This is a genomic window from Coriobacteriia bacterium, from assembly GCA_013336165.1.
GTDB lineage: Bacteria > Actinomycetota > Coriobacteriia > Anaerosomatales > JAAXUF01 > JAAXUF01.
This window is the reverse complement of record JAAXUF010000005.1, coordinates 24,650-49,169: the sequence shown is the minus strand read 5'-3', so window position 1 is coordinate 49,169 and position 24,520 is coordinate 24,650. Positions and strand designations below refer to the sequence as shown.

The 24,520-nt window shown below is 59.6% G+C and carries 22 protein-coding genes; 21 read left to right on the top strand and 1 reads right to left on the bottom strand.

Features of this window, described 5'->3' with window-relative positions; genetic code table 11:
- Window positions 1-2: 2 nt before the first annotated feature.
- The 11 genes from rfbF (at window position 3) to HGA39_05145 (ending at window position 12,550) form a co-directional block, all read left to right on the top strand.
- Window positions 3-770, top strand: coding sequence for a glucose-1-phosphate cytidylyltransferase (gene rfbF, locus HGA39_05195; GenBank protein NTW28743.1), 768 nt, complete (start codon window positions 3-5; stop codon window positions 768-770).
- Window positions 755-1,909: a CDP-glucose 4,6-dehydratase gene (gene rfbG, locus HGA39_05190; GenBank protein ID NTW28742.1), complete on the top strand. Its 1,155-nt coding sequence runs from the start codon at window positions 755-757 to the stop codon at window positions 1,907-1,909. The genes rfbF and rfbG overlap by 16 nt, the downstream gene beginning before the upstream one ends.
- An 8-nt stretch (window positions 1,910-1,917) precedes the next feature.
- Window positions 1,918-3,243 carry a lipopolysaccharide biosynthesis protein RfbH gene (gene rfbH / locus HGA39_05185; GenBank protein ID NTW28741.1) on the top strand — a complete coding sequence of 442 codons (1,326 nt, stop codon included), beginning with the start codon at window positions 1,918-1,920 and terminating at the stop codon, window positions 3,241-3,243.
- Window positions 3,240-5,021, top strand: a complete 1,782-nt coding sequence (locus HGA39_05180) for a thiamine pyrophosphate-binding protein (protein NTW28740.1) — start codon at window positions 3,240-3,242, stop codon at window positions 5,019-5,021. The genes rfbH and HGA39_05180 overlap by 4 nt, the downstream gene beginning before the upstream one ends.
- Entirely contained in the window at window positions 5,014-5,943 is a 930-nt protein-coding gene (locus HGA39_05175) for an acetaldehyde dehydrogenase (acetylating) (GenBank protein ID NTW28739.1), read from the top strand. The genes HGA39_05180 and HGA39_05175 overlap by 8 nt, the downstream gene beginning before the upstream one ends.
- A complete protein-coding gene (gene dmpG, locus HGA39_05170; GenBank protein NTW28738.1) occupies window positions 5,940-6,962 on the top strand; it encodes a 4-hydroxy-2-oxovalerate aldolase in 1,023 nt (340 codons plus the stop codon). Before HGA39_05175 ends, dmpG begins: the two co-directional genes overlap by 4 nt.
- Complete coding sequence (locus HGA39_05165) at window positions 6,955-8,016, top strand: NAD-dependent epimerase/dehydratase family protein (GenBank protein NTW28737.1); 1,062 nt, start codon at window positions 6,955-6,957, stop codon at window positions 8,014-8,016. The genes dmpG and HGA39_05165 overlap by 8 nt, the downstream gene beginning before the upstream one ends.
- Window positions 7,989-8,963: an NAD(P)-dependent oxidoreductase gene (locus HGA39_05160; protein NTW28736.1), complete on the top strand. Its 975-nt coding sequence runs from the start codon at window positions 7,989-7,991 to the stop codon at window positions 8,961-8,963. The genes HGA39_05165 and HGA39_05160 overlap by 28 nt, the downstream gene beginning before the upstream one ends.
- Window positions 8,932-9,918, top strand: a complete 987-nt coding sequence (locus tag HGA39_05155) for a glycosyltransferase family 2 protein (GenBank protein ID NTW28735.1) — start codon at window positions 8,932-8,934, stop codon at window positions 9,916-9,918. Before HGA39_05160 ends, HGA39_05155 begins: the two co-directional genes overlap by 32 nt.
- 131 nt (window positions 9,919-10,049) lie before the next feature.
- Window positions 10,050-11,699 (top strand): hypothetical protein, encoded by a 1,650-nt coding sequence (locus HGA39_05150; GenBank protein NTW28734.1) that lies wholly within the window; start codon window positions 10,050-10,052, stop codon window positions 11,697-11,699.
- A gap of 41 nt (window positions 11,700-11,740) precedes the next feature.
- Window positions 11,741-12,550, top strand: coding sequence for a class I SAM-dependent methyltransferase (locus HGA39_05145; GenBank protein NTW28733.1), 810 nt, complete (start codon window positions 11,741-11,743; stop codon window positions 12,548-12,550).
- Between the two features lie 19 nt (window positions 12,551-12,569).
- Here HGA39_05145 and HGA39_05140 read toward each other — a convergent pair whose 3' ends face one another.
- Complete coding sequence (locus tag HGA39_05140) at window positions 12,570-13,967, bottom strand: glycosyltransferase family 4 protein (protein ID NTW28732.1); 1,398 nt, start codon at window positions 13,965-13,967, stop codon at window positions 12,570-12,572.
- A 188-nt stretch (window positions 13,968-14,155) separates the two neighbouring features.
- Here HGA39_05140 and gmd point away from each other — a divergent pair, with 188 nt between their 5' ends.
- The 10 genes from gmd (at window position 14,156) to rfbD (ending at window position 24,513) form a co-directional block, all read left to right on the top strand.
- Window positions 14,156-15,142, top strand: coding sequence for a GDP-mannose 4,6-dehydratase (gene gmd, locus HGA39_05135; protein ID NTW28731.1), 987 nt, complete (start codon window positions 14,156-14,158; stop codon window positions 15,140-15,142).
- 6 nt (window positions 15,143-15,148) lie between these two features.
- The gene (locus tag HGA39_05130) at window positions 15,149-16,135 is read left to right on the top strand and encodes a GDP-mannose 4,6-dehydratase (protein ID NTW28730.1); all 987 of its coding nucleotides are present in this window, start codon (window positions 15,149-15,151) and stop codon (window positions 16,133-16,135) included.
- Window positions 16,136-16,226: 91 nt separating this feature from the next.
- The gene (locus tag HGA39_05125; GenBank protein NTW28729.1) at window positions 16,227-18,080 is read left to right on the top strand and encodes an ABC transporter ATP-binding protein; all 1,854 of its coding nucleotides are present in this window, start codon (window positions 16,227-16,229) and stop codon (window positions 18,078-18,080) included.
- A gap of 19 nt (window positions 18,081-18,099) precedes the next feature.
- Window positions 18,100-19,077, top strand: a complete 978-nt coding sequence (locus tag HGA39_05120; protein ID NTW28728.1) for a glycosyltransferase family 2 protein — start codon at window positions 18,100-18,102, stop codon at window positions 19,075-19,077.
- A gap of 12 nt (window positions 19,078-19,089) precedes the next feature.
- Window positions 19,090-20,028: a glycosyltransferase family 2 protein gene (locus HGA39_05115; protein ID NTW28727.1), complete on the top strand. Its 939-nt coding sequence runs from the start codon at window positions 19,090-19,092 to the stop codon at window positions 20,026-20,028.
- Between the two features lies 1 nt (window position 20,029).
- On the top strand, window positions 20,030-21,001 hold the full coding sequence (locus tag HGA39_05110; protein NTW28726.1) for a glycosyltransferase: 972 nt from the start codon (window positions 20,030-20,032) through the stop codon (window positions 20,999-21,001).
- Window positions 21,002-21,076: 75 nt separating this feature from the next.
- Window positions 21,077-22,144 carry a glucose-1-phosphate thymidylyltransferase gene (locus HGA39_05105; protein NTW28725.1) on the top strand — a complete coding sequence of 356 codons (1,068 nt, stop codon included), beginning with the start codon at window positions 21,077-21,079 and terminating at the stop codon, window positions 22,142-22,144.
- 14 nt (window positions 22,145-22,158) lie between these two features.
- Window positions 22,159-22,614 (top strand): dTDP-4-dehydrorhamnose 3,5-epimerase, encoded by a 456-nt coding sequence (locus tag HGA39_05100; GenBank protein ID NTW28724.1) that lies wholly within the window; start codon window positions 22,159-22,161, stop codon window positions 22,612-22,614.
- Window positions 22,611-23,627, top strand: coding sequence for a dTDP-glucose 4,6-dehydratase (gene rfbB, locus HGA39_05095; GenBank protein NTW28723.1), 1,017 nt, complete (start codon window positions 22,611-22,613; stop codon window positions 23,625-23,627). Before HGA39_05100 ends, rfbB begins: the two co-directional genes overlap by 4 nt.
- On the top strand, window positions 23,611-24,513 hold the full coding sequence (gene rfbD, locus HGA39_05090; protein ID NTW28722.1) for a dTDP-4-dehydrorhamnose reductase: 903 nt from the start codon (window positions 23,611-23,613) through the stop codon (window positions 24,511-24,513). The genes rfbB and rfbD overlap by 17 nt, the downstream gene beginning before the upstream one ends.
- The last annotated feature ends 7 nt before the right edge of the window (window positions 24,514-24,520 follow it).

The following is a 24,520-nucleotide window of genomic DNA, read 5'->3' as shown; positions in this document are numbered from 1 at the left end:
CAATGAAGGTCGTCATTCTTGCGGGTGGACTGGGCACGAGGCTCTCTGAAGAGACCAATCTTCGTCCCAAACCGATGGCCGAGATCGGCGAGAAACCGATGCTCTGGCACATCATGAAGATCTACAGCCACTACGGCTTCAACGAGTTCGTCGTGTGTCTGGGCTACAAGGGCTACCTCATCAAGGAGTACTTCTCCAACTACTTCCTACACAACTGCGATGTGACGTTCGACATGCGTACGAACGAAATGTCGGTTCATCAGAATGTGAATGAGCCATGGAAAGTCACGCTGGTAGACACCGGTGCCGAGACGATGACGGGCGGACGCGTCAAGCGCATCCAGCCCTATGTCGACGGTGAGACGTTCATGCTCACATACGGTGACGGCGTCGCCGATGTCGACATCTCGGCGCTCCTGCGGTTTCACTCAGCTTCCGGGAGGGCGGCCACCCTTACCGCAGTTCAGCCGCTCGGCAGGTTTGGTGCACTTGACGTCGAAGATGACACAGTCCAAGCGTTCCGTGAGAAACCACTTGGCGATGGGGACTGGATCAACGGGGGTTTCATGGTGCTTCAGCCGAGTGTTTTTGATCGCATCGCCGATGATTCGACGGTCTTCGAGCAAGAGCCGCTGCAGTCGCTCGCGCGTGATGGGCAGCTTGGTGCGTTTCGACACACCGACTTCTGGCAGCCCATGGACACCCTGCGAGATAAGATGCTGCTCGAGAAGCTGTGGTTGTCCGGCGAAGCGCCATGGAAGGTGTGGTAGGCGTGGAGGCATCGCTCTTCGCAGGCGTGTTTTCCGGTCGCCGCGTTCTAATCACCGGTCATACCGGGTTCAAGGGTTCGTGGCTTACGGAGTGGTTGCTCGGCTTGGGAGCCGATGTGACAGGCTATGCGCTGGAGCCGCCAACAAACCCCAGCTTGTTCGATGAGCTTGGGCTTGCCGGGCGAATCAATCACGTCATCGGTGATGTTCGCGATCTGCCTCACTTGGCGCGCGTCCTCGAGTCGACGCGTCCCGAGTTCGTATTCCATCTTGCGGCGCAGCCGCTGGTGAGGTTGTCATACGAGGAACCGGTTGCGACCTACGAGACAAACGTCATGGGCACTGTCAATGTGCTGGAGGCGATTCGTGGCTGCGAGAGTGTTCGGGTAGCGATCGTCGTCACCTCCGACAAGTGCTACGAGAATCGTGAGACCGGCCAGGCATATCGCGAGGACGACGCAATGGGCGGCTTCGACCCCTACAGCTCCTCAAAGGGCTGTGCCGAACTTGTGGTCGCAGCCTATCGGCAGTCGTTCTTCGGACCGAACTCGGACGTCAGGTTGGCGACGGTTCGGGCGGGCAACGTCATCGGGGGCGGGGACTGGGCATGCGATCGGATCGTGCCCGACTGCGTGCTGGCTTTACAGGCAGGCGAGCCGATTGTGGTGCGCAATCCGGATGCGGTGCGTCCGTGGCAGCATGTTTTGGAACCACTCTCGGGGTATCTGCACCTTGCGAGCCTGATGTGGTTCGGAGACTGCGCGTACGATGGTGCGTGGAACTTTGGACCCGAGGAGCGGGGTACCGTTCCGGTGTGGCGTGTGGTGGATGCCATGATCGCCAGCTGGGGATCGGGGTCGTGGCTGAGCCCTGAGCCGAAGGGTAGTCAACCGCATGAGGCAAAACTCCTTGCGCTTGATATCGGGAAAGCGCAGAAGCTGTTGGGTTGGCACCCTCTCTATGCCATCGAGCGGACTTTTTGGGTCACAAGCTCGTGGTACGCTGCACGCCATACCGGTGCGAGTGTTAGCACGCTCACCGATGCAGATATAGCCTCATACATCGATGAGGCCGTGCGTTCCGGCGCTGCGTGGGCCCGTTCGGACTCAGACATTTCGGAAAGCGAGTTAGCACAGTGAGCGATACGATGCGCGCGCAGCAGTTGCGTGGCGAGATTCTTGCCAAGGCGGCGGAGTACTACACCGAGGCTTTTGGCGCCGATGCCACCTTCGAGCCCGGTTCATCACGCGTGCCATATGCGGGTCGCGTGTTCGATGAGCGCGAGATCGTAAGCCTGGTCGACTCCTCGTTGGATTTCTGGCTCACCTATGGACGCTTTTCCCAGCAATTCGAGGAAGATCTCGCTGCGTTTCTCGGCCTGAAGCACTGCTTCCTTGTGAACTCTGGTTCATCGGCGAACTTGCTGGCGTTCTCGGCACTGACATCGCCGAGGCTCGAGGAAAGGAGAATCGAGCGCGGCGATGAGGTCATCACGGTTGCAGCCGGATTCCCCACCACAGTCGCTCCGATCGTGCAGTTCGGCGCTGTGCCGGTGTTTGTCGACGTGGTGCTTGAGACAGGCAACGTAGATGCCACGCTGCTAGATGCGGCGCTATCGTCGCGCACGAAAGCAGTGATGCTGGCTCATACACTCGGCAATACGTTCGACATCGATGCTGTTGTCGCCTTTTGTGAGCGGAACGGCCTGTGGCTCATCGAGGACAACTGCGACTCGCTCGGGTCGAAGTATCGTGACCGTTATACAGGATCGTTTGGGCATATCGGCACGTCGAGCTTCTATCCGCCGCATCACATGACTATGGGTGAGGGCGGCGCCGTCTACACCGACGATGACGAGCTTGCCGCGATCGTGCTCGCGATGCGCGACTGGGGGCGCGACTGCATCTGCCCGTCCGGCGTGGACAACCGTTGCGGAAAGCGATTCAACCAGCAGTTCGGGACGCTTCCACGTGGCTATGACCACAAGTACGTCTATTCCGAGTTTGGCTATAACCTGAAAGTGTCCGACATGCAGGCTGCGGTTGGAGTGGAGCAGCTCAAGAAGCTGCCCGCCTTCATCGATGCGCGTCGCCGAAACTTCGATACGCTTACAGATCTCCTACAACCGGTTCGAGATGCGTTGATCCTGCCGCAACCCACGCCCGGCGCCGAGCCGAGCTGGTTCGGCTACCTCATGACGGTTCGCCAGGGTTCCGGTGTTTCGCGCGACGCGCTTGTGGCCGCGCTGGAGAAGGCGCGCGTGCAGACGCGCATGCTGTTTGCGGGCAACATGACCCGACAGCCCTGCTTCGATCATATGCGAGCGAGCGGGACCGGCTATCGCATCGTCGGTGAGCTCACGAACACGGATCGCATCATGAACGATGCGTTCTGGATCGGAGTGTATCCGGGGATGACGGATGAGATGCTGAGATACATGGCGGATACGATCATAAGGAGCATCGGGCTATGAGAATGCGTGTCGCGGACTACCTGACCGATGCACTCTACCGAGCGGGCGGGGAGACGATCTTTCTCGTCACGGGCGGTATGATCATGCATCTGACAGACGCGCTGTTGGTGCACCCCGCCCAGAAATGGATCTCGTGCCACCACGAACAAGCTGCGGTCATGGCTGCGGATGCCTATGGGCGCCTCACGAACAAACTGGGTGTCGCCTACGTAACGGCCGGCCCGGGAGCACTGAACACTCTGACCGGTGTGGTAGGAGCCTACATCGACACGGCCCCCGTGATCATCGTAGCGGGCCAATCGAAGGTATCCCAAGCGAAGATCACCGGACCGCGGCAGTTTGCGCTTCAAGGGTTCAACACGTTGCCGCTTATGGAGCAGGTGACGAAGTACGCTGTGATGCTTGACGATGTGGCGACGGTTCGTTCAAGCGTAGAGCACGCCATCTGGGAAGCCACCCACGGGAGGGTAGGCCCCGCTTGGATCGAGTGTCCCGTTGACCTGCAGGGGACGATGTTCGATCCAGAGGAGTATCCAGGGTTCGTTCCCCCTGATTCGGAGTTGGCGACGCAGTCCGAGTTGGCGGCGGCGGTGGCACGGGTTGCCGAGGCACTCAAGTCAAGCCAACGTCCGCTCATACTGGCGGGTGCGGGCGTACGCGCAGCGGGTGCAGTCGATGACCTGCTCGGCTTGGTGCACAGAGTTGGAATTCCGGTGGTGACTTCGCGTTTGGGCATGGATCTGATCGGGTTCGAGGATCCGCTTTTTGTTGGTCGTCCCGGCACATACGGAGATCGTCCGGCCAACTTCGCGGTACAGAACTGCGATCTCCTGCTCACTATCGGGTGCCGCATGGCTCTCGGACTTGTTGGCTACGACTTCGAGTCATTCGCACCGAATGCGCTCAAGATCATGGTCGATGTCGACGAACTGGAGCTCGACAAGCCGTCGGTTGTACCGGATATCCCAATTCATGCTGACGCCGCGGAGTTCTTGCGCTTCTTGAGGTCATCGCTGGGTGACTGGAGTCTCGAGAACCACGCTTGGGTAACTCGAACTCAGAAGTGGAAGAAACGCTATCCGGTGGATTTACCCGAGTACAAAACTGAGACCGAGGGAGTCAACTCCTACCATTTCACCCGGATGCTTTCCGATCAACTTGGGCCCGATGCAATCTGTGTCCTTGATACCGGTTCCTGCTTTCATGTGTGGGCTCAAGCTTTTCGAGTCAAGGAGGGGCAACGCCATATCATTACAGGTGGGCTTTCGACAATGGGATACATGCCGGCCGTGATGGGTGCCGCTTCTGCGGCAGATGGCCACGAAGTGTACTGCGTTACCGGGGACGGTTCCATCCAAATGAACCTGCAGGAGTTGCAGACCATCCGGCACAACAATTTTCCGGTGAAACTGGTGGTGTTCAACAACAATGGCTACTTGTTGATTCGCCACACGCAGGGAAACTTCATGGATGGACGTCTGATCGGCGAAGGGCCCGAAACAGGCGTGAGCTTCCCGGCATTTGAGGACGTCGCGTCGACCTACGGGATGCGATACATGCGTATCGACAGTGAGTCCGGCCTTGAGGCGGGTATCGCCCAACTAGTGGCGTCAGAAGGCCCCATCATATGCGAGGTCATGACGCCTTCACGGCAGCTTCTGATACCTCGTGTGGCTTCCAAGCAACTTGAAGATGGGACGATGATATCGATGCTGTACGACGACATGTTTCCTTTCTTGGATCGAGACGAGTATGAGGAGAATCAGGCTCGTGACTGATGGATCTCGGAAGCTGAGAGTTGCGATCCTCGGCAGCGGAAACATCGGTTCCGATCTGCTGAGCAAGGTCATGCGCTCCGATCTACTGGAATGCACACTCTTCATCGGCCGCAACTTCGCTTCGAAGGGCATGGTTCGTGCGGCGTCGCTCGGGGTTCCCGTTTCCGATCAGAGCATTGATGCGCTGGTGCGAAACCCGGGGGTTTGTGACCTCGTGTTTGACGCCACCTCTGCTCTGAGCCACACGCAGCACGCGGCCATCCTTGAACAGATCGGAATGGCGGTCATCGACTTGACGCCGTCCAACATCGGTCGGATGTGCATTCCGGCGGTGAATCTCGAGGAGTGCCTCGCCGAGCAGAACGTGAACATGGTGACGTGTGGCGGGCAGGGATCCATACCTCTCGCCCGGGTGATCGGAAACGTCTGCGGAGGCGTGGAGTACATAGAAGTCGTTTCGCAGATCGCATCCCGCAGCGCCGGCCCAGCGACGCGGGTCAATATCGACGAGTACATTGGCACCACGGAGAGGGGCATCCGGCAGTTCAGTGACTGTCTGCGCACCAAAGCGATCCTCAACCTCAATCCTGCCAATCCGCCAGTCAATATGCAGGTGAGCGTGCTGGCGCTCGTCCGCGAGCCAAACCTCGAGCGTCTGGGGGCGGAGATCGACGCGATAGTGAAGCGGATTCAAACCTACGTTCCCGGCTACGCCCTGATCGTTCCGCCGATGCTGGAGAATGGCCGATTGTTCATGATGGTTGGCGTCCGAGGTCGCGGCGACTATCTCCCGGCCTATGCCGGCAACCTTGATATCATCAATTGTGCTGCGATCGCCGTCGCCGAAGGTCACGCTCGGCTGCTTGGCGATTCGGCCATGCCGATGGCTCCAGGATTGCGCGAAGGGGGTGGTACCACATGAAGAAGCGGCTGCTGATCACCGATGTGTCGCTCAGAGATGGCTCTCATGCGGTAGCCCATCAGTTGACCGCGAAGCAGCTTGCGGACCACGCTGCTGCCGTCGAGGCGGCACACGTTCCCGTCGTAGAGGTGGGTCACGGCAACGGTCTCGGCGCATCATCCTTGCAGCTCGGTGAGAGCTTGCTCGGCGACCTGGACATGCTTCGAGTCGTGCGCGAGCAGCTGACCACGGCGCGTATGAGCATCCACGTGATTCCGGGGTTTGCAACCATTGGACGGGATCTGCGCGCAGCGATCGATGTCGGCGTGGACATTATTCGCGTCGCGGCGCATTGCACGGAGGCCGATATCACCGAGCGCCACATTACCTTCGCCCGCGAGCAGGGCAAGGAGGTCTATGGCGTCCTGATGATGAGCCATATGGCCTCAAAAGAGGTCCTGCTCGAAGAGGCGCTCAAGATGGAAGCGTATGGCGCCGAAGGTGTGGTGCTGATGGATTCTGCCGGTGCATATCTCCCTGTCGATGTTCGCGACAAGGTTCGCCACCTGTGTACCGGGCTTTCCATTCCCGTGGGATTCCACGCACACAACAACCTTGGGCTGGCGATTGGCAATTCACTGGTAGCGGCGGAGTCGGGGGCATACATCCTTGATGGGGCGATCCGGGGATTCGGCGCCGGGGCTGGCAATGCGCAACTGGAGGCGTTGGTGGCGGTCATGGAGAAAGCAGGGTACGAGACAGGAATCGACCTCTACGGAATCCTCGATGCCGGAGACAGAGCGCAGGAAGGACTTCTTGCAGTGATGCCGACCACGACATCGACGTCGATCATGTCGGGACTGTCTGGTGTGTTCTCCGGCTTCTTGAAGCCGGTCAATCGCATCGCCGCCGAGTACGGCGTAGACCCACGCGATGTGTTCTTTGAACTCGGCCGGCGCGGTGTCGTTGCCGGCCAGGAAGATCTCATCCTTGAGGTTGCCCAAGCTTTGGCTCAACAGAGAGGTGGACGTGATGTCTGACCTGTCTTACGGGGGGGCTGCATCAGTGCGTGAGGATTGTCGGGCTGCCCTCGCTACCTATGCACGTCAGCTAAGGCCACTGGCAGGTGAGAGGGTGCTTGTCACCGGCGGTACTGGATTCATGGGTGCTTGGCTGGCTTGGATGATATCGGTGTTGAACGACGACTATGATTTTGGCATCGATCTGATGCTGCTTTCGCCACACGCACGTGAGTTCAAGACGCGCATCCCTGAACTCGCGGGAAGAGCCGACATTACGTTCATCGAGCGCGACGTGTGCGATATCACTGCTCTCCCCGCCGACGTGCACTACGTCATTCATGCGGCGGGAAACCCCGATAGCCGAGTTCATGCGAGCGACCCCTTGCGCACCATGAGTGTGATCGCCGACGGGACCAGGGCGCTGCTCGATGCGGTGATCGAGCAGTCCAACGTGAAGTCGGTGCTCATGGTCAGTTCCGGCCTCGTGTACGGTGGGCAGCCGCTTGAAGTGGCCGCAGTGTCCGAGTCCTATCGCGGCGGTCCCGAGTGCAATACCATCGCGTCAGTCTACGCAGAGTCAAAGCGGTTCGCGGAGACGGCGAGCGCGGCGTATTGCAGTCAATACAAGTTGCCCATCGTCACCGCGAGGCCATTCGCCTTCATCGGCCCGTACCAACTCCTCGACAAGCCGTGGGCCGTGAACAACTTCATACGAGACGCAATCCATGGCGGGCCGATCCGGATTCTCGGCAACAGCGAGACCGTTCGCAGCTACATGTACCCTTCGGATATGGCTGTCTGGTTGCTCGCGATCTTGGTGAACGGAGTGCCGGGCACCGCGTATAACGTGGGGAGTCCGAACGGAGTGACGTTGGGGAGGCTTGCGGACACGATTGCCGCAAGGTTCTCATCTCCGCCTGAGGTTGTGTTTCGGGCAGTCGGCGATCAGCGGCCGTCTCGGTTCGTCCCCGACATCTCGCGGGCGAAGGACCTTGGCCTCGAGCTGACCGTGGGGTTGGAGGATGCGCTCGCCCGCAGCATCGCATGGCACTCCGCGCGCGCAAGGGCATGACGGTGCACAAAAAGCGTGTGGCGATTCTGGGTGCGACAGGGCATGTGGGGAAGTGCCTCGTCGAGTCCATGTCGGCCGACGCTCGGTACGATGTCGTAGCAGTCGCTCGGGATTCCTCCAAACTCGAGACGTACCTGGCTTCTCTGCCCAATGCCGGGACTCGAGAATGGTGTACTTTCGATGGCCTTGAGGATGGCGACTACGACGCGATAGTGAACTGTGTTGGGGAGGGAAGTCCCGCTGTCTTGACGAGGAACGCCGGACGGGTTTTCGAACTGACCCAGAGCTTCGACGCACTCGTCATGCGCTATCTTGACACCCATCGGGATGCGCGTTGTGTCTGTTTCAGCAGCGGTGCAGCGTACGGGGGTGGCTTCGCTCGGCCGGCTACAGAGGACAGCATGTCGGGGTTTGCCGTGAATCGCATCCAGGCTTCGGATGCGTACGGGGTGGCCAAGTTCGCCTCGGAAGCGAGGCATCGCTCCGCTTCCGACCATGCAATCGTCGACTTGCGCCTTTTCGGCTTCTTCTCGCGCCATATCGATCTGTCTCGGCGATACTTCATGAATGATGTTGCCGCCGCCATCAGCGGCGATAGGTTGCTCCGCTCAGGAGAATCGAACATCGTCCGCGACTACGTGGCCCCGTCAGATTTGGCCGATCTCGTTGCGTCGGTACTGGAGGCGGACCCCCGCAACGATGTGTTTGACGTCTACAGTGCCTCCCCAGTGTCGAAGTTCGAAATACTGGAGGACTTCGCGCAGCGCTATTCCCTCAGTTACTGCATCGATGCAGACCTCGATGTTTCGTCTGCGACCGGCGCGAAATTCAACTACTACTCGACCAATCGGCGCGCTGCGCAACTCGGCTATACTCCGCAGTACACCTCGCTCGAAGCGCTGCGGCACGAGATGGATGCCGTACTCAAGCGGCAGGAACGGAGATAGCCAAGTGCCAGAGTCCGAGAACCGCATGCTCATCAGCGTGGTCACACCCGCATACAACGAAGAGGGCAACATTGCGACCCTTGCCAGTCGTCTCCAGGCTGTCTTTGCAGAGAATGCGAGATATGACTTCGAAGTGATTGCTGTCGAGAATGGCTCCTCGGACGATACATTCGCTCGGCTCCTGGACGTGCATTCACAGGACCAACGCTTCAAGATCGTGCGCCTATCTCGCAACTTCGGAGCCGACGGAGGGGTATCGGCGGGACTTGCGCGCGCAAGCGGCGACGCCGCGGTGATCATGTGTGCTGACCTGCAGGACCCGCCGGAGCTGATCACCGAGTTTATCGCTGCGTGGGAGAACGGCTATGAGAACGTCTATCAGATTGTTACCAAGCGGGAGGGCACGGGGATTCTGCGCCGCATCAACTCTCAGGTATTCTACTGGCTGATCAACGCTATGACGGGTGGCCTCTTTCCACGGAACGTGTCCGATTTCAGACTCGTGGATCGACGGGTCTACGAAACGATCAATGCGATGCATGAGCACAATCGATTCATGCGCGGGATGTTCTACTGGGCCGGGTTCAAGTCGTGCGGAATCGAGCATGCCCGGGCGCCGCGTTTTGCCGGCCGCACGAAGGCCACAACACGCACGGTCTTCCAGCTTGCAGTCAAGGGTATCCTGTCTTACTCGTATGTTCCGCTCCGACTCATTACCTATGCGGGCGCGATCGTATCGGTCCTATCATTTGTATTCCTAGCTGGTATCGTCATTCGCGCGTTGTTCTGGGGCGTGCCATTTGCCGGATACGGATCGATCATGGGTGTAATGCTCCTCATGTTCGGAGTTGTGATCATGATGCTCGGTGTAGTCGCCGAGTATATCGGCCTCATCTACGAAGAGGTCAAACAACGTCCGAACTTCGTGGTCAGCGAGGAAGTCGGGTTGCCCTAGTGGATGACAGCTGCTCGCGGACGTTTGCGTGGCGGGGTCGGCTCTCCGATATCGCTTCTGGTCTAGTTGTGGCGGCCGGTAGTCTCGCAGTAGCCCTCCGTGTATTGCACGTTACTTTGGAGAACCTTCGGGTGCCCTTCGCCTATGGTGGCGATGCCGTCTTCACGGGAGCGCTGATCAAAGGGCTCATTGAGGGCGGCAGCTTCATGTCAAACTCAGCTACCGGCATGCCCGGCGGCACTTACATGTATGACTATCCTTCATCTGACGGCATACATGTTCTCTTGCTCCGGTTGATCGGGCTCCTGACTCGCGATTATGCCGTGACGATGAACCTCTATTACTTGCTTGGATTCCCGCTCGCTGCTCTCACGGCGTATGTCGCACTACGGCTGATGAAGGCTTCACGGTTGCCGGCTATGACAGCGGCCATTCTATACTCGGTGCTTCCCTTCCACTTCATGCGAGGGGAAGCCCACTTCTTTCTTTCCCAGTACTGGATCGTCCCCCTCGCGGTTCTACTCTGTGTCTGGCTGGTGCAAGGCCAGCAGATTCTATTCGCGGAGACTGGGAGTTGGGCTCCGCATTGGCGTAATGCCCGGGTTTGGGGAGCGCTGACAGTCGCGCTCATGGTTGGGCAGAGTGGAATCTACTACGCCTTCTTTACCTGTTTCCTTCTCCTTGTTGCAGGTGTCACGGTGGCACTTCGCAAGCGGAGTCTGCGCAGATTCATCGCGTCAGTGGTTCTCATCGCGGTCATTTCTGCATCCATGATCGCGGGCATTTCCGGGAGCATTCGCTACTGGTTCGAGAATGGGCAGAACGCGGCGGCAGTGATCAGGGCGCCGATCAGTGCCGAGGTCTACGGACTTAGAATCTCTCAACTGATCCTGCCGCTGAGCGGTGATCGCTTCATACGCTTTCAACGCATCAAGGATGCATATAACGCGGCAGTGCTGGCGGTCGGAGGATCCATAAATGAGAGTGACAGTTCATCATTGGGCATAGTCCTCGCCCTGGGATTCGTCGGTTTGGTCGGGATTGCGGTTCTTGGCAATGACCGTACGAGGGGCTCAACCATTGGGTCACTTGCACTTCTCAATTTGGCGTCGGTGCTTCTTGCGACCACGGCGGGGTTTGGGCTTCTTTTCGCTTTTCTTGTGCCGCAGATCCGGGGGTACAACAGGATCTCGGTCTTCATTGCGTTTTGTTCGGCAGCTCTTGTCGCGTTGGTTCTCACGAGGCTCCAAGCACGAATTCAGCCGCGATTGCTGGCGGTCTTGCTTGTGTCGGTTCTGTGCGCCGGGACTCTGCTCTTGGGCGTGTACGACCAAACCACCCCTGGATTCTCAGTCGACAATCCGGCTGTTCGGGCTGCCTATAATGCGGATGATGTCTTCGTGAAGACGTTGGAATCCGAACTCCCTGAAGGCGCGATGATCTTCCAACTTCCGTACGTTCCATTTCCCGAGAATCCTCCCGTAGGTGCAATGGGCGACTACGAACACTTTCGTCCTTACCTGCACTCGAAGACCTTAAGATGGAGCTACGGCGCCATCAAGGGAAGAGACACCGATGCTTGGCAAGAGCAGGTTTCTTCCATGCCGACCGAGGACTTCATCAGCGTGATACGTGAGGCGGGGTTCAAAGGCATTTGGCTGAACACCACAGGGTACGAGGGTGGTGGCGTGGACAAGATTGCCGAACTTGAAAGCACTCTGCATGTGGCTCCGCAGTACAATGCCGACCGGACGATTGCGTTCTTCGCACTGCAGCCGTAAAGGGGACAGGATCCGCTCGATTGACGCGAGAAGGGGGCGACGTGATGATGCGGGAAGGCCAGGGTTGGAAGAGCAGAATACTCAACCTGAGCGTAGCCTATCGCACCTACATTGGTCGTCTGGAACGAGTTGAGGCTGCTTCTGGGGTGGTGCCGATCAACACTCCCGAGATGCTGGTGCTTGCGTCATCAACGCAAAGCGATCCCGGCGCGGGATGCGGCGGGGATGATGGCGCTCTGTACGTCGAGTTTGAGAATCGGTTTCGCGCGCCCGAGCAAGAGGGACAGAGAATCCTGAAGTACATTGCTTGTATCGAGGAATTTCTCGGTTCGATGAGGACATGTGCGAAGGTCGTCGACGTGGGCTGTGGCCGTGGCGAGTTCCTCGAAGCTCTCATGCAAGAGGGACTACGCGGGGAAGGCGTCGAAATGAACCCCACTGAGTGCACTGCACTCAGAGCTCGCGGCATGGCGGTGTTTCAGGGAGATGCAAATGCGTTTCTCCGCCAATGTTCAGATCGTTCGCTCAGTGTCGTTACGGCTCTTCAGGTGGTTGAACACATGTCTCCTGAGTATTTTGTGGAATTCGTCAAGCTGCTTGGAGTCAAAGTCGGGACTCCCGGACTTGTGATTCTCGAGACACCCAACATCTTGTGTCCGGAAGTGCACAGCACCTTCTACTTGGATCTCAGTCATGTGCGCCCCTACCCCCGCGAGACCCTTCAGTTCTACTTGGAGGACGCGGGTTTCACCGAGTTTGAAGCTGCGTTCTCAAGCCCCTGTACCTCCTTGTTGCGAGGATTGAGCCCCGAACGCAATTACCTAGACTGTGCGATCATCGCCCAACGGTGATCCGAGGCTGGCCGCTGACTCATTCTTGGGTAGGCGCCTGGTCATTCTCGCCTTCCGGACGTGACTGTCGCGTACGCTCATGTTCAGGTGCTGGCGGGTACAGGCGTAGGGCGCGAAGCGCGACAACTATTGCGTGTTTGACTGAGTTCGTGACGACCCTCACCAGCGGAGGGCCGATAAGGCGCTCGAACTGCTTGGCCCGTGCTCGTGATGATGCCGAGATGTGAGAAGGCAAAGCACTCACAGCTATTAGTTGTCCCAAGGGACTCTCCTTACGCGCCATCTCTTGATGCTCGGCAATTCGGACCTTGGCCTGTTCGCCGATTTGGCGTCGAAACTCATTGTCGTCGGCTAGGTGAATCATGTGGTCAGCCGCAGCCGCCACACGTGGTTGCGCCCAAACTTGTTCCGGGCCGATCACGTCTGCCGCATATGCGGGTTGGGTGGCTTCCACGGGCACGAGGTCAAAGGGAACTAGACATGCCGAATACTTGTCCATGAAATCCATGTTTCCGGACCACGCTGTGGCCACCACGGGCTTACCCAAGGACATGGCTTCCATCAGTGGTAGCCCGAGTCCTTCAGATCGATGGAGCGACAAGAGAACATCACAGCTGGCATACAGCGAGAGGATCTGTTGATAAGAGAGAGAGCCTTCGATGAGTCGGACTCGGTGGTCACTTGCCGCCCTTGAGCGCAGCGCCGTGACTTGGGCGATCGTGATGGGGGTCGTTGGTATTCCGTTGAGCCGAACAACAAGGCGAACGTCGGAACGCTCAGGAAATGCCATGGCGAAGGCTTCGATTGCCGCCCAAGGGTTCTTTCTTTCGACGTCGCTATTGATGTCGAGAGTGACGAGGAACGCGACTACGTCGTTCGGAATAGACCAGTGGTCGCGATTGCCACTCACCTGACGAGGAACCTCGATCGTCTGCGGGTAGTACAAGACTCGTTCCCGGGGTAGTTCTTCGAGGCAGGCTTGTTCAATGAATCGCGTGGGCGCCAAGACATAGTCCATGCATCCGAGTATTCGGCTCCACAAGGGTGGCAGATGGGGGAGTTCCCAGAACGGCACGCACACATTGATTGAGGATCTTAGATCGAGTTGGTTCCTCCACTTTCCCGCATGGCCAATGACTTCGGGCGGGTTGATGTGGAAGAGGTTAACCGAGTAGGGAACATGCGTTGTCCGTGCAACCATGTGCTCGTGCGTGGCATCTTTGCCGACATGTCCCGAGCCGGGATCGATACTGATCACCCGCAACGGCTCGTTTGCCTCTACTAGCCGAGCGAGGGTGTTTCGAGCCGCTACACCCAATCCCAAGTTGGCGGTCACATAACCAACCAAGTTGAAGCCTAGCTGACGGGGAACTCTGAAGCCACGAAGTAGAGGGAAACGCGGGATTGGATTATTCATGGAGAAGCAGGCTCTTTCATCCTTGGTAGGTTTGCGATGTGTCATTGTAGCCGATGGCTATGCTAGAGGATCTAGTTGGTCTGATTGCTGATTGAGCCACCAGGGAGATAGTAACCTACGTCGACACACAAGGACGTCGATTGCGCCATAATGTCACCGCTGCTATATAGAGACCGTAAGGAGTCACTGTGACCAGACGAGCATTGATAACCGGCATTACTGGCCAGGATGGATCGTACCTGGCCGAGCTGCTGCTTTCGAAGGGCTACGACGTATTCGGCTTGGTGAGGCGAACCGCCACGCCATCCACGGAAAGGATCAGCCACATTCTCGACGAAGTGACTCTGGTCGTGGGCGAAATGACTGACCAGACATCGCTCATCCACGCAATGGAGGAGTCGCAGGCTGACGAGGTCTACAATCTCGCTGCCCAGTCCTTCGTTGGCGACTCGTGGACAGTACCCATATCTACAGGCGATGTGGATGGGCTCGGCGTTGCGCGCATGCTTGAGGCTGTCCGTCACGTGAAGCCCGAGGCGCGGTTCTACCAGGCCGCTACATCGGAGATGTACGGGAAGGTTCACGAAGTCCCTCAACGAGAGACCACACCATTTCATCCGCGTTCGCCGTACGGCGTGGCCAAGGTCTACGGCTTCTTCATCACGATGAACTATCGGGAGTCCTATGGTATGCACGCGTCCAACGGCATTCTGTTCAACCACGAATCACCTCGCCGAGGGCTAGAGTTCGTGACTCGCAAGATCACCAATCAGGTCGCCAAGATCAAACTCGGACAAGCATCAGAACTGCGTCTCGGCAATCTGGAATCCAAGCGGGACTGGGGCTTTGCCGGCGACTATGTCGAGATGATGTGGCGCATGCTGCAACAGGACTCTCCCGATGACTTTGTGGCGGCTACTGGTGAGACGCACACGGTGAGGGAGTTCTGTGAGATAGCGTTTTCTCGTGTCGGCCTCGATTACCAAGAATATATCAAGTCCGACGAGCGGTTCGTGCGTCCCGCGGAAGTGGAACTCCTACTCGGCGATCCGACCAAGGCCAAGCGCGTTCTCGGGTGGGAGCCAACAGTGAGCTTCCGGAGTCTGGTCGAGATGATGGTCGACGCGGACATGTCGAGGCTCTCGAGTTCAAACGCAAGCGGACTGGTCGGCTAGCCAACGATGGCGAAACGGGCGCTCATCACGGGTGTTGCTGGCCAAGACGGGTCGTACTTGGCCGAGTTACTTCTCGACAAGGATTACGATGTGTACGGCATGGTCGGTCCGGTGCGCGGCGGCTTGCTCGACGGGGTGATTCAGAAGGGCGGGACTCGCCTGCACCTGCTCGAAGGCGATCTCACGGACATGGATTCCCTGCTTGACGTTGCCTCAGCTTCTCGACCGGACGAGATATACAACCTTGCGGCGATGTCGTTTGTCGGCGATTCATGGGAGCAGGCGCTGACGACAACCGATGTGAATGCCCTGGGCGCTCTGCGCATGCTGGAGACGCTGCGTCGAGAGTGCCCGGAAGCACGGTTCTTGCAGGCAGTCTCGGGTGAGGTGTTCGGACGAGCTCATGGCGTCGCACAGAATGAAGCCACCCCCTTGCACCCACGGACGCCCTACGGCGCTGCCAAGGCCTATGCGTTCTTCATCACAGAGAACTACCGCGACGCGCACGGGGTCTTTGGCTCGAATGCCGTGTTGTTCAATCATGAATCGCCGCGGCGGGGTGTGAACTTCGTGACGCGGAAGATTACCGATGGCGCAGCGCGCATATCGCTCGGGCTGGCGCGCGAACTCAGAATGGGCAATCTCGATTCACGACGCGATTGGGGCTTCGCGGGCGACTACGTTGACGCTATGTGGCGGATTTTGCAACAGGATGTCCCGGAAGACTACGTCATCGCAACGGGAGAGGCTCACTCGGTGCGTGAGTTCTGCGAGATCGCGTTTGGGAGAGTCGGTTTGGACTATCGCGAACACGTCAGGGTCGATGAGCAATACATGCGGCCCACAGATGTCGAGGTGCTCTTGGGCGATGCAACCAAGGCACGCCGGCAGCTGGAGTGGGAGCCACGAGTGGGCTTCTGCGACCTCGTTGAGATGATGGTGGATGCCGACTTGGAGCGATTGCGAGGCCAAGAGGTCGAACCCGAATCTTAGCTCGATGGGAGAACGAGCCTTCGTGTAGGACACACGGGCTTCGCTATCATGCTATGCGGATAAGTTGGCCCCCGACGCTAGGACGAGCGCTGTGCATAAGCGGATATCGGAATTCCTGAACGAATACCTGCGTATTAACGCCATACGGCGCATGATGGCGATCGTCGATGTTGAAGCACGCGAAGTCACCGGACTCGTCGGCTTTGCAGTCATTTTTGCCATCTTCGAGGGTCTCGGACTCTCCCTCCTCCTGCCGATACTCCAGTATGCGGAAGGTGGGAAGACTGCCATTGTTGAGAGTTCGGGTGCAATCTGGACCGTACTCTCCGCAGCCATGAACGTTCTTCGGCTGCCGGTGACGTTGCCGGTGCTCTTGGTCATGGCCTTTGTCCCCATCCTGCTGCGACAAGTGGTGTTCTACTTCAACGCATGGTATTCCGCGGTAGTGGCCAGCCGCATTGGACTCCGCATGCGGATGAAGGCTTTGGACACCATCTTTGAGGCAGACCCCGAATTCTTCGAGCGCAATTCGGTCGGAGAACTTGTTGGAATAGTGATCGGTCAGACGAGTGCGGCGGGGAATGCAATCCTCGCGGTGGTCAAACAGCTTTCGATCGCGCTCTTGATCGCGCTCTACGTTGCAATCCTGCTTGCCGTTTCAACTCCGCTGACGCTCAGCGCAGTTGTGTTCGCGCTCCTCGTTTCTGTAGTCGCAAGGCCCAGTATTCGCCGGATTCGCGATTTCAGCGTCGAGTCCGCCCAAGTCAGCCAAGAGATGATGCACAAGATCGTTGAGCGCCTCGGCATGATGCGGCTGATCAAACTGCGCGATCAGACGCGACTCGAGTCCAAGAACATAGAGGGTTTCTCCGAGGACATGCGGGCTATCGCTGTGAAGCAAGCTCGCTTAGGTGCCAATGTTGAGGTCACGGCCGACCCTGTTCTCATGCTCTCGGTCTTCGTGACACTGTTCTTCGGCATAACTGTGCTTGGTATGACTCTGTCGCAGCTGGGACTGTTGCTCTTTGTCCTGCTGCGCCTCAACGCGAAAGTCAAGGAGTTCAACGCTGGGCGTCAGGCGATCTCCATGAACGTCTCGGGTTTGCTGCTGGTCAGGGAGTCCATGAACGACGCAATTGCATCCAACACGATATGCTCAGGACCCATACCCTTTGCGGGTTTGCGGCGTGAGATTGTGCTCTCGAATGTTGCGTTTGAGTATCCTGACGCTTTTTCATCCAACGGGGCGCTAATCAGCAGAGGCAAGCCAGTCCTGAAAAATGTGTCCATCACTATCCCAGTGGGTTCATTTACAGCGCTTGTGGGTCGCTCAGGTGCAGGTAAGTCGACACTCGTGGAACTCCTGCCGCGCTTGAGGGACGTATCAGGCGGTAGTGTGATGTATGACGGCATCGACGTCAGGGACATCGAATTGGCCTCGCTTCGAAAAGGAGTGGGTTATCTCACGCAGAGCGCGATGCTGTTCAGCGACACCGTGCGCATGAACCTGACATACGGCCTCGGGTACGAGCCCACCGAGGCACAGATACGCGCGGCTCTTGAAAGCGCATACGCGACATTCATCTACGATCTGCCGAGTGGGCTGGAAAGCCAGCTGGGCGATCGCGGCGTGCGATTCTCCGGGGGCGAACGTCAGCGAATTGCCTTGGCTCGGGTGCTCCTCGAAGATACCTCGATCCTAGTTCTGGATGAGCCCACCAGTGCGCTGGATTCGGAATCCGAGGCAAGTATCCAAGCGGCACTGGGCAAGTTGCATGGGACCAAGACGATCATCGTCATAGCGCATCGCCTTGCGACTGTCATGCAGGCGGACCAACTTCTGGTCATGGACGATGGACGAATTGTTGAGCGCGGAACCCACGCCGAGTTGATCGCCGCTGCGGGTTCATACCAGAAGCTCTTTGAGAGCCAGTTACTGGCGTAGGACGATAGAGAGAAGAACCGTGGCACCGCTGGTTAATGTAGTGATTCCAAACTGGAACGGGTTGCGACATCTTGAAGAGTGTCTTCAGGCGCTGCGCGACCAGACGTTTCGCGACTTCGAGGTCACTCTCGTTGATAATGGCTCCTCGGACGACAGCGTTTTGTGGGTGAGGGAGAACCACCCCGAATGTCGAGTACTCGAACTTGCCGAGAATAGGGGATTCGCCGCAGCGGTCAACGCCGGAATCATGACATCCGATACTGAGTTGATAGCGCTTCTCAACAACGACACACGGGCAGAGCCGGGTTGGCTCGGCGAACTGGTTGGCGCTCTGTCCGGTCATTCGGATTACGACATGGCAGCTTCACTGATGCTGCTCTACTACGAAGACGAAAAGGTGAACTCCGCAGGCGATGTGTACAGTTTGTGGGGCATGACCGGACTCAACTGCGGCTTTCGCGAGGACGCAGCGATGTATCTTAAGCCAACTCGAGTATTGGGCGCGTGCGCCGGCGCGGCCCTGTATCGGCGGACGCTATTCGACGGCATCGGCCTGTTCGATGAGGATTTCTTCTTGATCAGCGAGGATACGGACCTGAATCTGAGGGCGCTCATTGCAGGAAAGAGATGCCTCTATGTGCCCACGGCGAGGATCCTACACAAGTTGCGCGCATCGATTGACACGGCGCCCGCGGAAACGACGCTGCGTATGTCGGAGCGCAACGAAATGATCGTGTTCGCGAAGGACATGCCGTGGCCGATTCTCTGTTTCTTCCCGGCGCTTTGGATCTACCGCCAATTTCGCAGGACTCTGCCTCTTCGCCCGTCCCACTGGAATCGGATCCCTTCTCTGATGAGCCAACTGCCGAGACGCGTAGCGGCAGAGCGCGAGGGTTGGAGGATAGGCTGGCAGAAGAGGCCGATGGTCTGGTCCCGGCAACGGGCGGGCACGTGCACAATCATCCGATGGTTGCTCAAAGGGATCGGCAAAGTCTAGATGAACGGCCACATGCTTTCCATACTTATGGTCACGCACAACAGCTCAGATGTTTTGCCGGCGTGTTTGGAGTCGGTCAGATCCAATCCGCCTTCTTGTGACTACGAAATCATCGTGTGTGACAACGGGTCGAGTGACGACACTCTCAACATGCTGAGGAGTGGTCTCTGGTGCTTGCAGACGATCGACAACACTCAGAACCTTGGTTTTGCCGGCGGTAACATGCTTGCGGCCCGTGAAGCCCGCGGTGATCTGCTTCTGCTCCTGAATCCTGACACGATTGTGCTTCCTGGGGCGCTGGATACTCTCGTCGAAGCATTGCTTGCGGACGAGAGGCACTGGGTCGCGGGTGCATGCCTGCTAACCGCCGAGGGTGGGTTCAACTCGGCGTGGGGAGACTTCCAGACGGTCGGGTGGGCAGTAGCGAATACGGCTCCTTGGCTGCGTCTGGGCATCCACATCAAGACGAAATGTCGTGTCGGATGTACGGGCGAGGGGATGACATCTCCCGTGCGCGTCGACTGGGTGTCGGGCGCTGCGTTTTTGGTCCGGCGTTCCGCGTGGGATGCACTGGGTGGTCTGTACTCGGGATATTTCATGTACTTTGAGGAGACGGATCTTTGCAGCCGCGTTCACGAAGCCGGTGGCGATGTGATACTGGTTCCGGCGGCGCGGATTGTTCACTTTGAGGGAACCAGCGTTGGCCAAGCGAGCCAGCGGCAGCGGATATGGTTCACTGAGGGGCTCATCAGGTTTCTTGGCCGCCGTGAAGGCTCGTTCGCCGCGCTCGTGGTCAGGGTGTGGGTATCGAGCATCTACGCAGTCCTGTGGTTGGGGGCTGTGCTGGTGGGGGTCTTCTCGGCGAGGGCCCGGGCCAAACGGCATCTGTACGCGTCTCTCGTTCGAGTTGGGCTTGGCCTGACGGTGAGCTACCAGCGGAATGGGGTGTGAGGTGATCGATCAGTCGGAGCCGGTGGAAGTCGTTTCTGGCGAAATGCCGACGTTTACGATCATAACCGCCGCATACAACGCCTTCGACACCCTGAGGGAGACCGTCGAATCTGTGCTCTTGCAGACCGTCTCCAACTGGGAGCTGATTATCGTCGACGATGGCTCCACCGACGCAACCGGCGATCTCGCGAGGGCTTTCGCGGCTGCCGACGCGCGGATCCGCGTCTTGGAGCAGGGCAACTCGGGAGCCGCGGCGGCCCGGAATGCCGGCGCGCATGTGGTCCGCGGATCCTGGCTGTGCATGCTCGACGCCGATGACCTGCTGCTGCCGGAATTCCTCGAGCACATGGCGGCGTTTCGGGAGATGCATCCCGGGTACGACATCTACTCGCCGGCTACGACGATGCTCCTGCGCGACGGGCGCAGGATGCCACTTCACGAGGGGCGTCCATGGGACAGCGTCCATTCGGTCTCGGCGGTCGATCAGATGTGGGAGAGCCGCATTGCGCAGGTGAGCCTGATGCGCCGAGACGTCTTCGATCGCACCGGCGGCTACCGCGACATCTACTCCGAGGACTACGACTTCTGGCTGCGCGCGCTGATCCTAGGCGCTCGGCAGCTATCTAATCCCGAGGCGCTGTGGCTGTACCGCCGCCGAGAAGGCAGCAAGACCACCGCACTCGTGACCGAGGCCGAGAGTCTGCTGAGCATCTTGACCGACGCGCGGGAGATGCAGGAACTCTCAGATGAGCAGCGCGCCGAGTGCGACAGGGCGATCGTCTTCGCGCAAGCCCGGCTCGGCAGGCGGCATCTGGAAGAGGCGCTGCTGCGCGGCGAGTATGTGGGAGCCCGCCGAGCATACCTGCGCTACCGGCAGGCGTTTCCGGATCTCGCGAAATACGCGCTGGGACTCGTGCTCATCACGGCAAGCCCGCGCCTTTACGCCCGGATCAAGATCGGGCGCATGATCTAGCGCATCGGCCACCTGATATCATGCGATAGGCGCGTTTTGTTGGGGGCTTTCGCACGGCAGGCGACAGGAGCTTTGATGAAGGCACTCATACTTGCAGGTGGAAAAGGCACACGGCTGCGCCCCATCACGTTCACGCGCGCCAAACAACTCGTGCCGGTCGCCAACAAGCCTATCCTGTTCTATGCCATCGAGTCCATCCGCGATGCAGGGATCACCGATATCGGCGTCATCGTCGGCGACACGGCCGCCGAGGTAATGGCTGCCCTCGGCGACGGCTCGGCGTGGGGCGTCTCGATCACCTACATCCCGCAGGAGGCGCCGCTGGGTCTGGCGCACGCCGTGAAGATCGCCGAGGAGTACATGGCTGGCGAGCCGTTCGTGATGTACCTCGGCGACAACCTCATCGCCAACGGGATCTCGCGGTTTGTCGACCAGTTCCGCGCGGGCGGATGCTCCGCTCAGATCCTGCTCGCGCATGTACCCAACGCCAACCAGTTCGGCGTGGCGGAGTTGGGTCCCGCAGGTCAGATCATCCGCCTGATCGAGAAGCCGACGAATCCGCCGAGCGATCTTGCGCTCGTGGGCGTCTACCTCTTCGATCCGCAGGTCTTCACTGCCGTCAATGCGATCGAACCTTCGCCTCGTGGTGAGCTCGAGATCACCGATGCGATCCAGTGGCTCATCGACAACGGCCATACCGTGCGCCCACACATCATCGACGGTTGGTGGAAGGACACCGGACGTCTTGATGACATGCTCGAGGCCAACCGCATCATGCTCGACGCTCTCGACCCGCAGCAACTCTCGCGACCGGGGGAGGGCGCGGTGCTCCACGGCCGCGTGGGCGTTGGCGTGGGCACGACGATCGTGAACTCGGTCGTTCGCGGACCCGCGATCATCGGCGACGGGTGCGAGATCCGCGACGCCTACATCGGGCCGTACAGCTCGGTGGGCAACGGTTGCAAGGTGCTGGGCAGCGAGATCGAGCACTCGATCATGCTGGCCGGCTCGCGAGTCGAGCACATCGGCTCGCGCTTGGCCGACTCGCTGCTGGGGGTGAACGCAGTCGTGAGGCGCGCCCCCGGCCTGGTCTCGGCGGCGCGCGTGATGATCGGCGACAATTCTGAAGTCGACCTCGGATAACTAAGGAGTTCCCCATGATTGATGGCGTGAAGGTCAAAGACCTCAAGGTGATCCCTGATGAGCGCGGGCTGCTCATGGAGATGATGCGTTCGACCGACCCGGACTTCCAGAAGTTCGGGCAGGTGTACGTCACGATGGTCTACCCGGGTGTCGTGAAGGCGTGGCACTACCACAAGATCCAGACGGACCACTTCGTCTGTGTCGGCGGCATGGCGAAGGTTGTGCTGCACGACACGCGCGAAGGCTCTCCCACCAAAGGCGAGACCAACGAGTTCGTCATCGGCTGGCAGCGCCAGCGAATGGTCATCATCCCCAACGGCGTCTACCACGGGTTCACGGCCGTGGGCGCCGAGCCGGCCTACATCGTCAACATCCCCACTGAGGTCTACAACGACGCTGAGCCCGACGAGTACCGGCTGCCGTTCGATGATGCTTCGATCGGCTACGACTGGAGCGTGAAGAACGGATGAGGCTGCTCGTTTGCGGCGGAGCAGGGTTCATCGGCTCGAATTTCGTGCGCCGGATGCTCGGCAAGCATGCGGATTGGGAGATCGTCTGTTTCGACAAGCTCACCTACGCCGGCAACCTCGACAACCTGATCGAGTGCGCCGATAACCCCCGCTACTCGTTCATGCGCGGCGACATCGGCGATGCCGAGGCCGTCCACGCCGCGATCGGAGCCGGTGTCGACGCGATAGTGAACTTTGCCGCCGAGACGCACGTCGACCGCTCGATCGCCGAGCCGGAGGCGTTCCTTCACACCGACATTCTCGGCACGCATACGCTGCTTGAGGCTGTGCGCTCGCACGGTATCGAGCGCATGGTGCAGGTCTCGACCGACGAGGTGTACGGCTCGATTGAAGCGGGCTCGTTCTGTGAGACCGACCGCATCCACCCTTCGAGCCCGTACTCGGCGAGCAAGGCCGGCGGCGACCTGCAGGTGCTCGCGTACCACACGACGTACGGCACCCCGGCGCTCATCACGCGGGGGTCGAACACGTATGGCGCCTACCAGTATCCCGAGAAGCTTATCCCGCTGTTCGTGACCAATGCGCTCGAGGGCGGCAAGCTGCCGCTCTACGGCGACGGTCTGAACGTGCGCGATTGGCTGCACGCCGACGATCATGCGGACGGCATCGAAGCGGCGCTGCTCTTGGGCACGCCCGGCGAGGTCTACAACATCGGCGGCGGCAACGAGCGTACCAACCGCGAGATCACCACGATCATCCTCGACGAGCTGGGCTTGGCGTGGGACGACCACGTGCTCGCGGTCGCCGATCGCCCCGGCCACGACCGCCGCTACTCGATCTCGTGCGCCCGTGCCAAGGCCGAGCTGGGCTGGGAGCCCAAGGTCGACTTCGAACAGGGGCTGCGCGACACCATCCGCTGGTACCGCGACAACGAGTGGTGGTGGAGCAAGATCAAGCACCACACCGAGGAGTTCGCCGACTGGAAGGCCCGCTGGTATGACGAGCGCTCCTAGCGCTGGCGCGCGCCGCGCGTACCTCATCGCCGGTGCGGGCGGCATGCTCGGCACAGCTCTCCAGCGCGTCCTCGCCGAGCGTGGCGCGCGCTTCACGGTGCCCGCCGAGCGCGAGTTCGATATCACCGACGAGTTTGCTGTCGTGCGCTGCGTCGGCGATTTCGCCGCGGCGCTCGATCCGGGGGAGCGCGGTGTGCTCATCAACGCCGCCGCCTACACCAACGTCGAGCGTGCCGAGGAGGACTCGGAGGCCGCTTACCGTGTGAACGAGTACGGCGCGGGGCTGCTGGCGCGCGTCACGCGCGAGCATGGGCTGGCGTTCGTCCACGTTTCGACTGACTTCGTGTTCGACGGCCGCAAGGACGGCGCCTACACGGAGGCCGACGAGCCCAACCCGCTTTCGGTCTACGGAGCCTCCAAGCTGGCGGGGGAGCGCGCGGTCTTCGCGGCGTGCCCCGAGGCGCTCACCGTGCGCACCGCGTGGGTCTTCGGTCCTGCCGGCGTGAACTTCCCCGTCAAGATCGTCGCGGCCGCCTGCAAGAACCCGTCACTGAAAGTCGTCACCGACGAGGTCGGCTCGCCCACATACACGATCGACCTCGCAACCGGCATCCTCGCGCTTGCCGACGCCGATGCCCGCGGCCTCTTCCATCTCGCAGGCTCCGGCTCCTGCTCGCGCTTCGAGCTCGCGCGCGAAACGCTGCGCCTCGCGGGTCTCGGCGAGGTGCGGGTGGTGCCGGTCACGAGCGAGGCGTTCCCTACGAAGGCGGCGCGCCCGCAAAACTCCGTGCTCGACTGCGCCAAGGCCGCCGCGCTCGGCGTGACTATGTCACCGTGGTGTGACGCGCTGGCAAGGTTTGTGCGCGCCGACCTCGCGTCCGAGTAGAATCGTC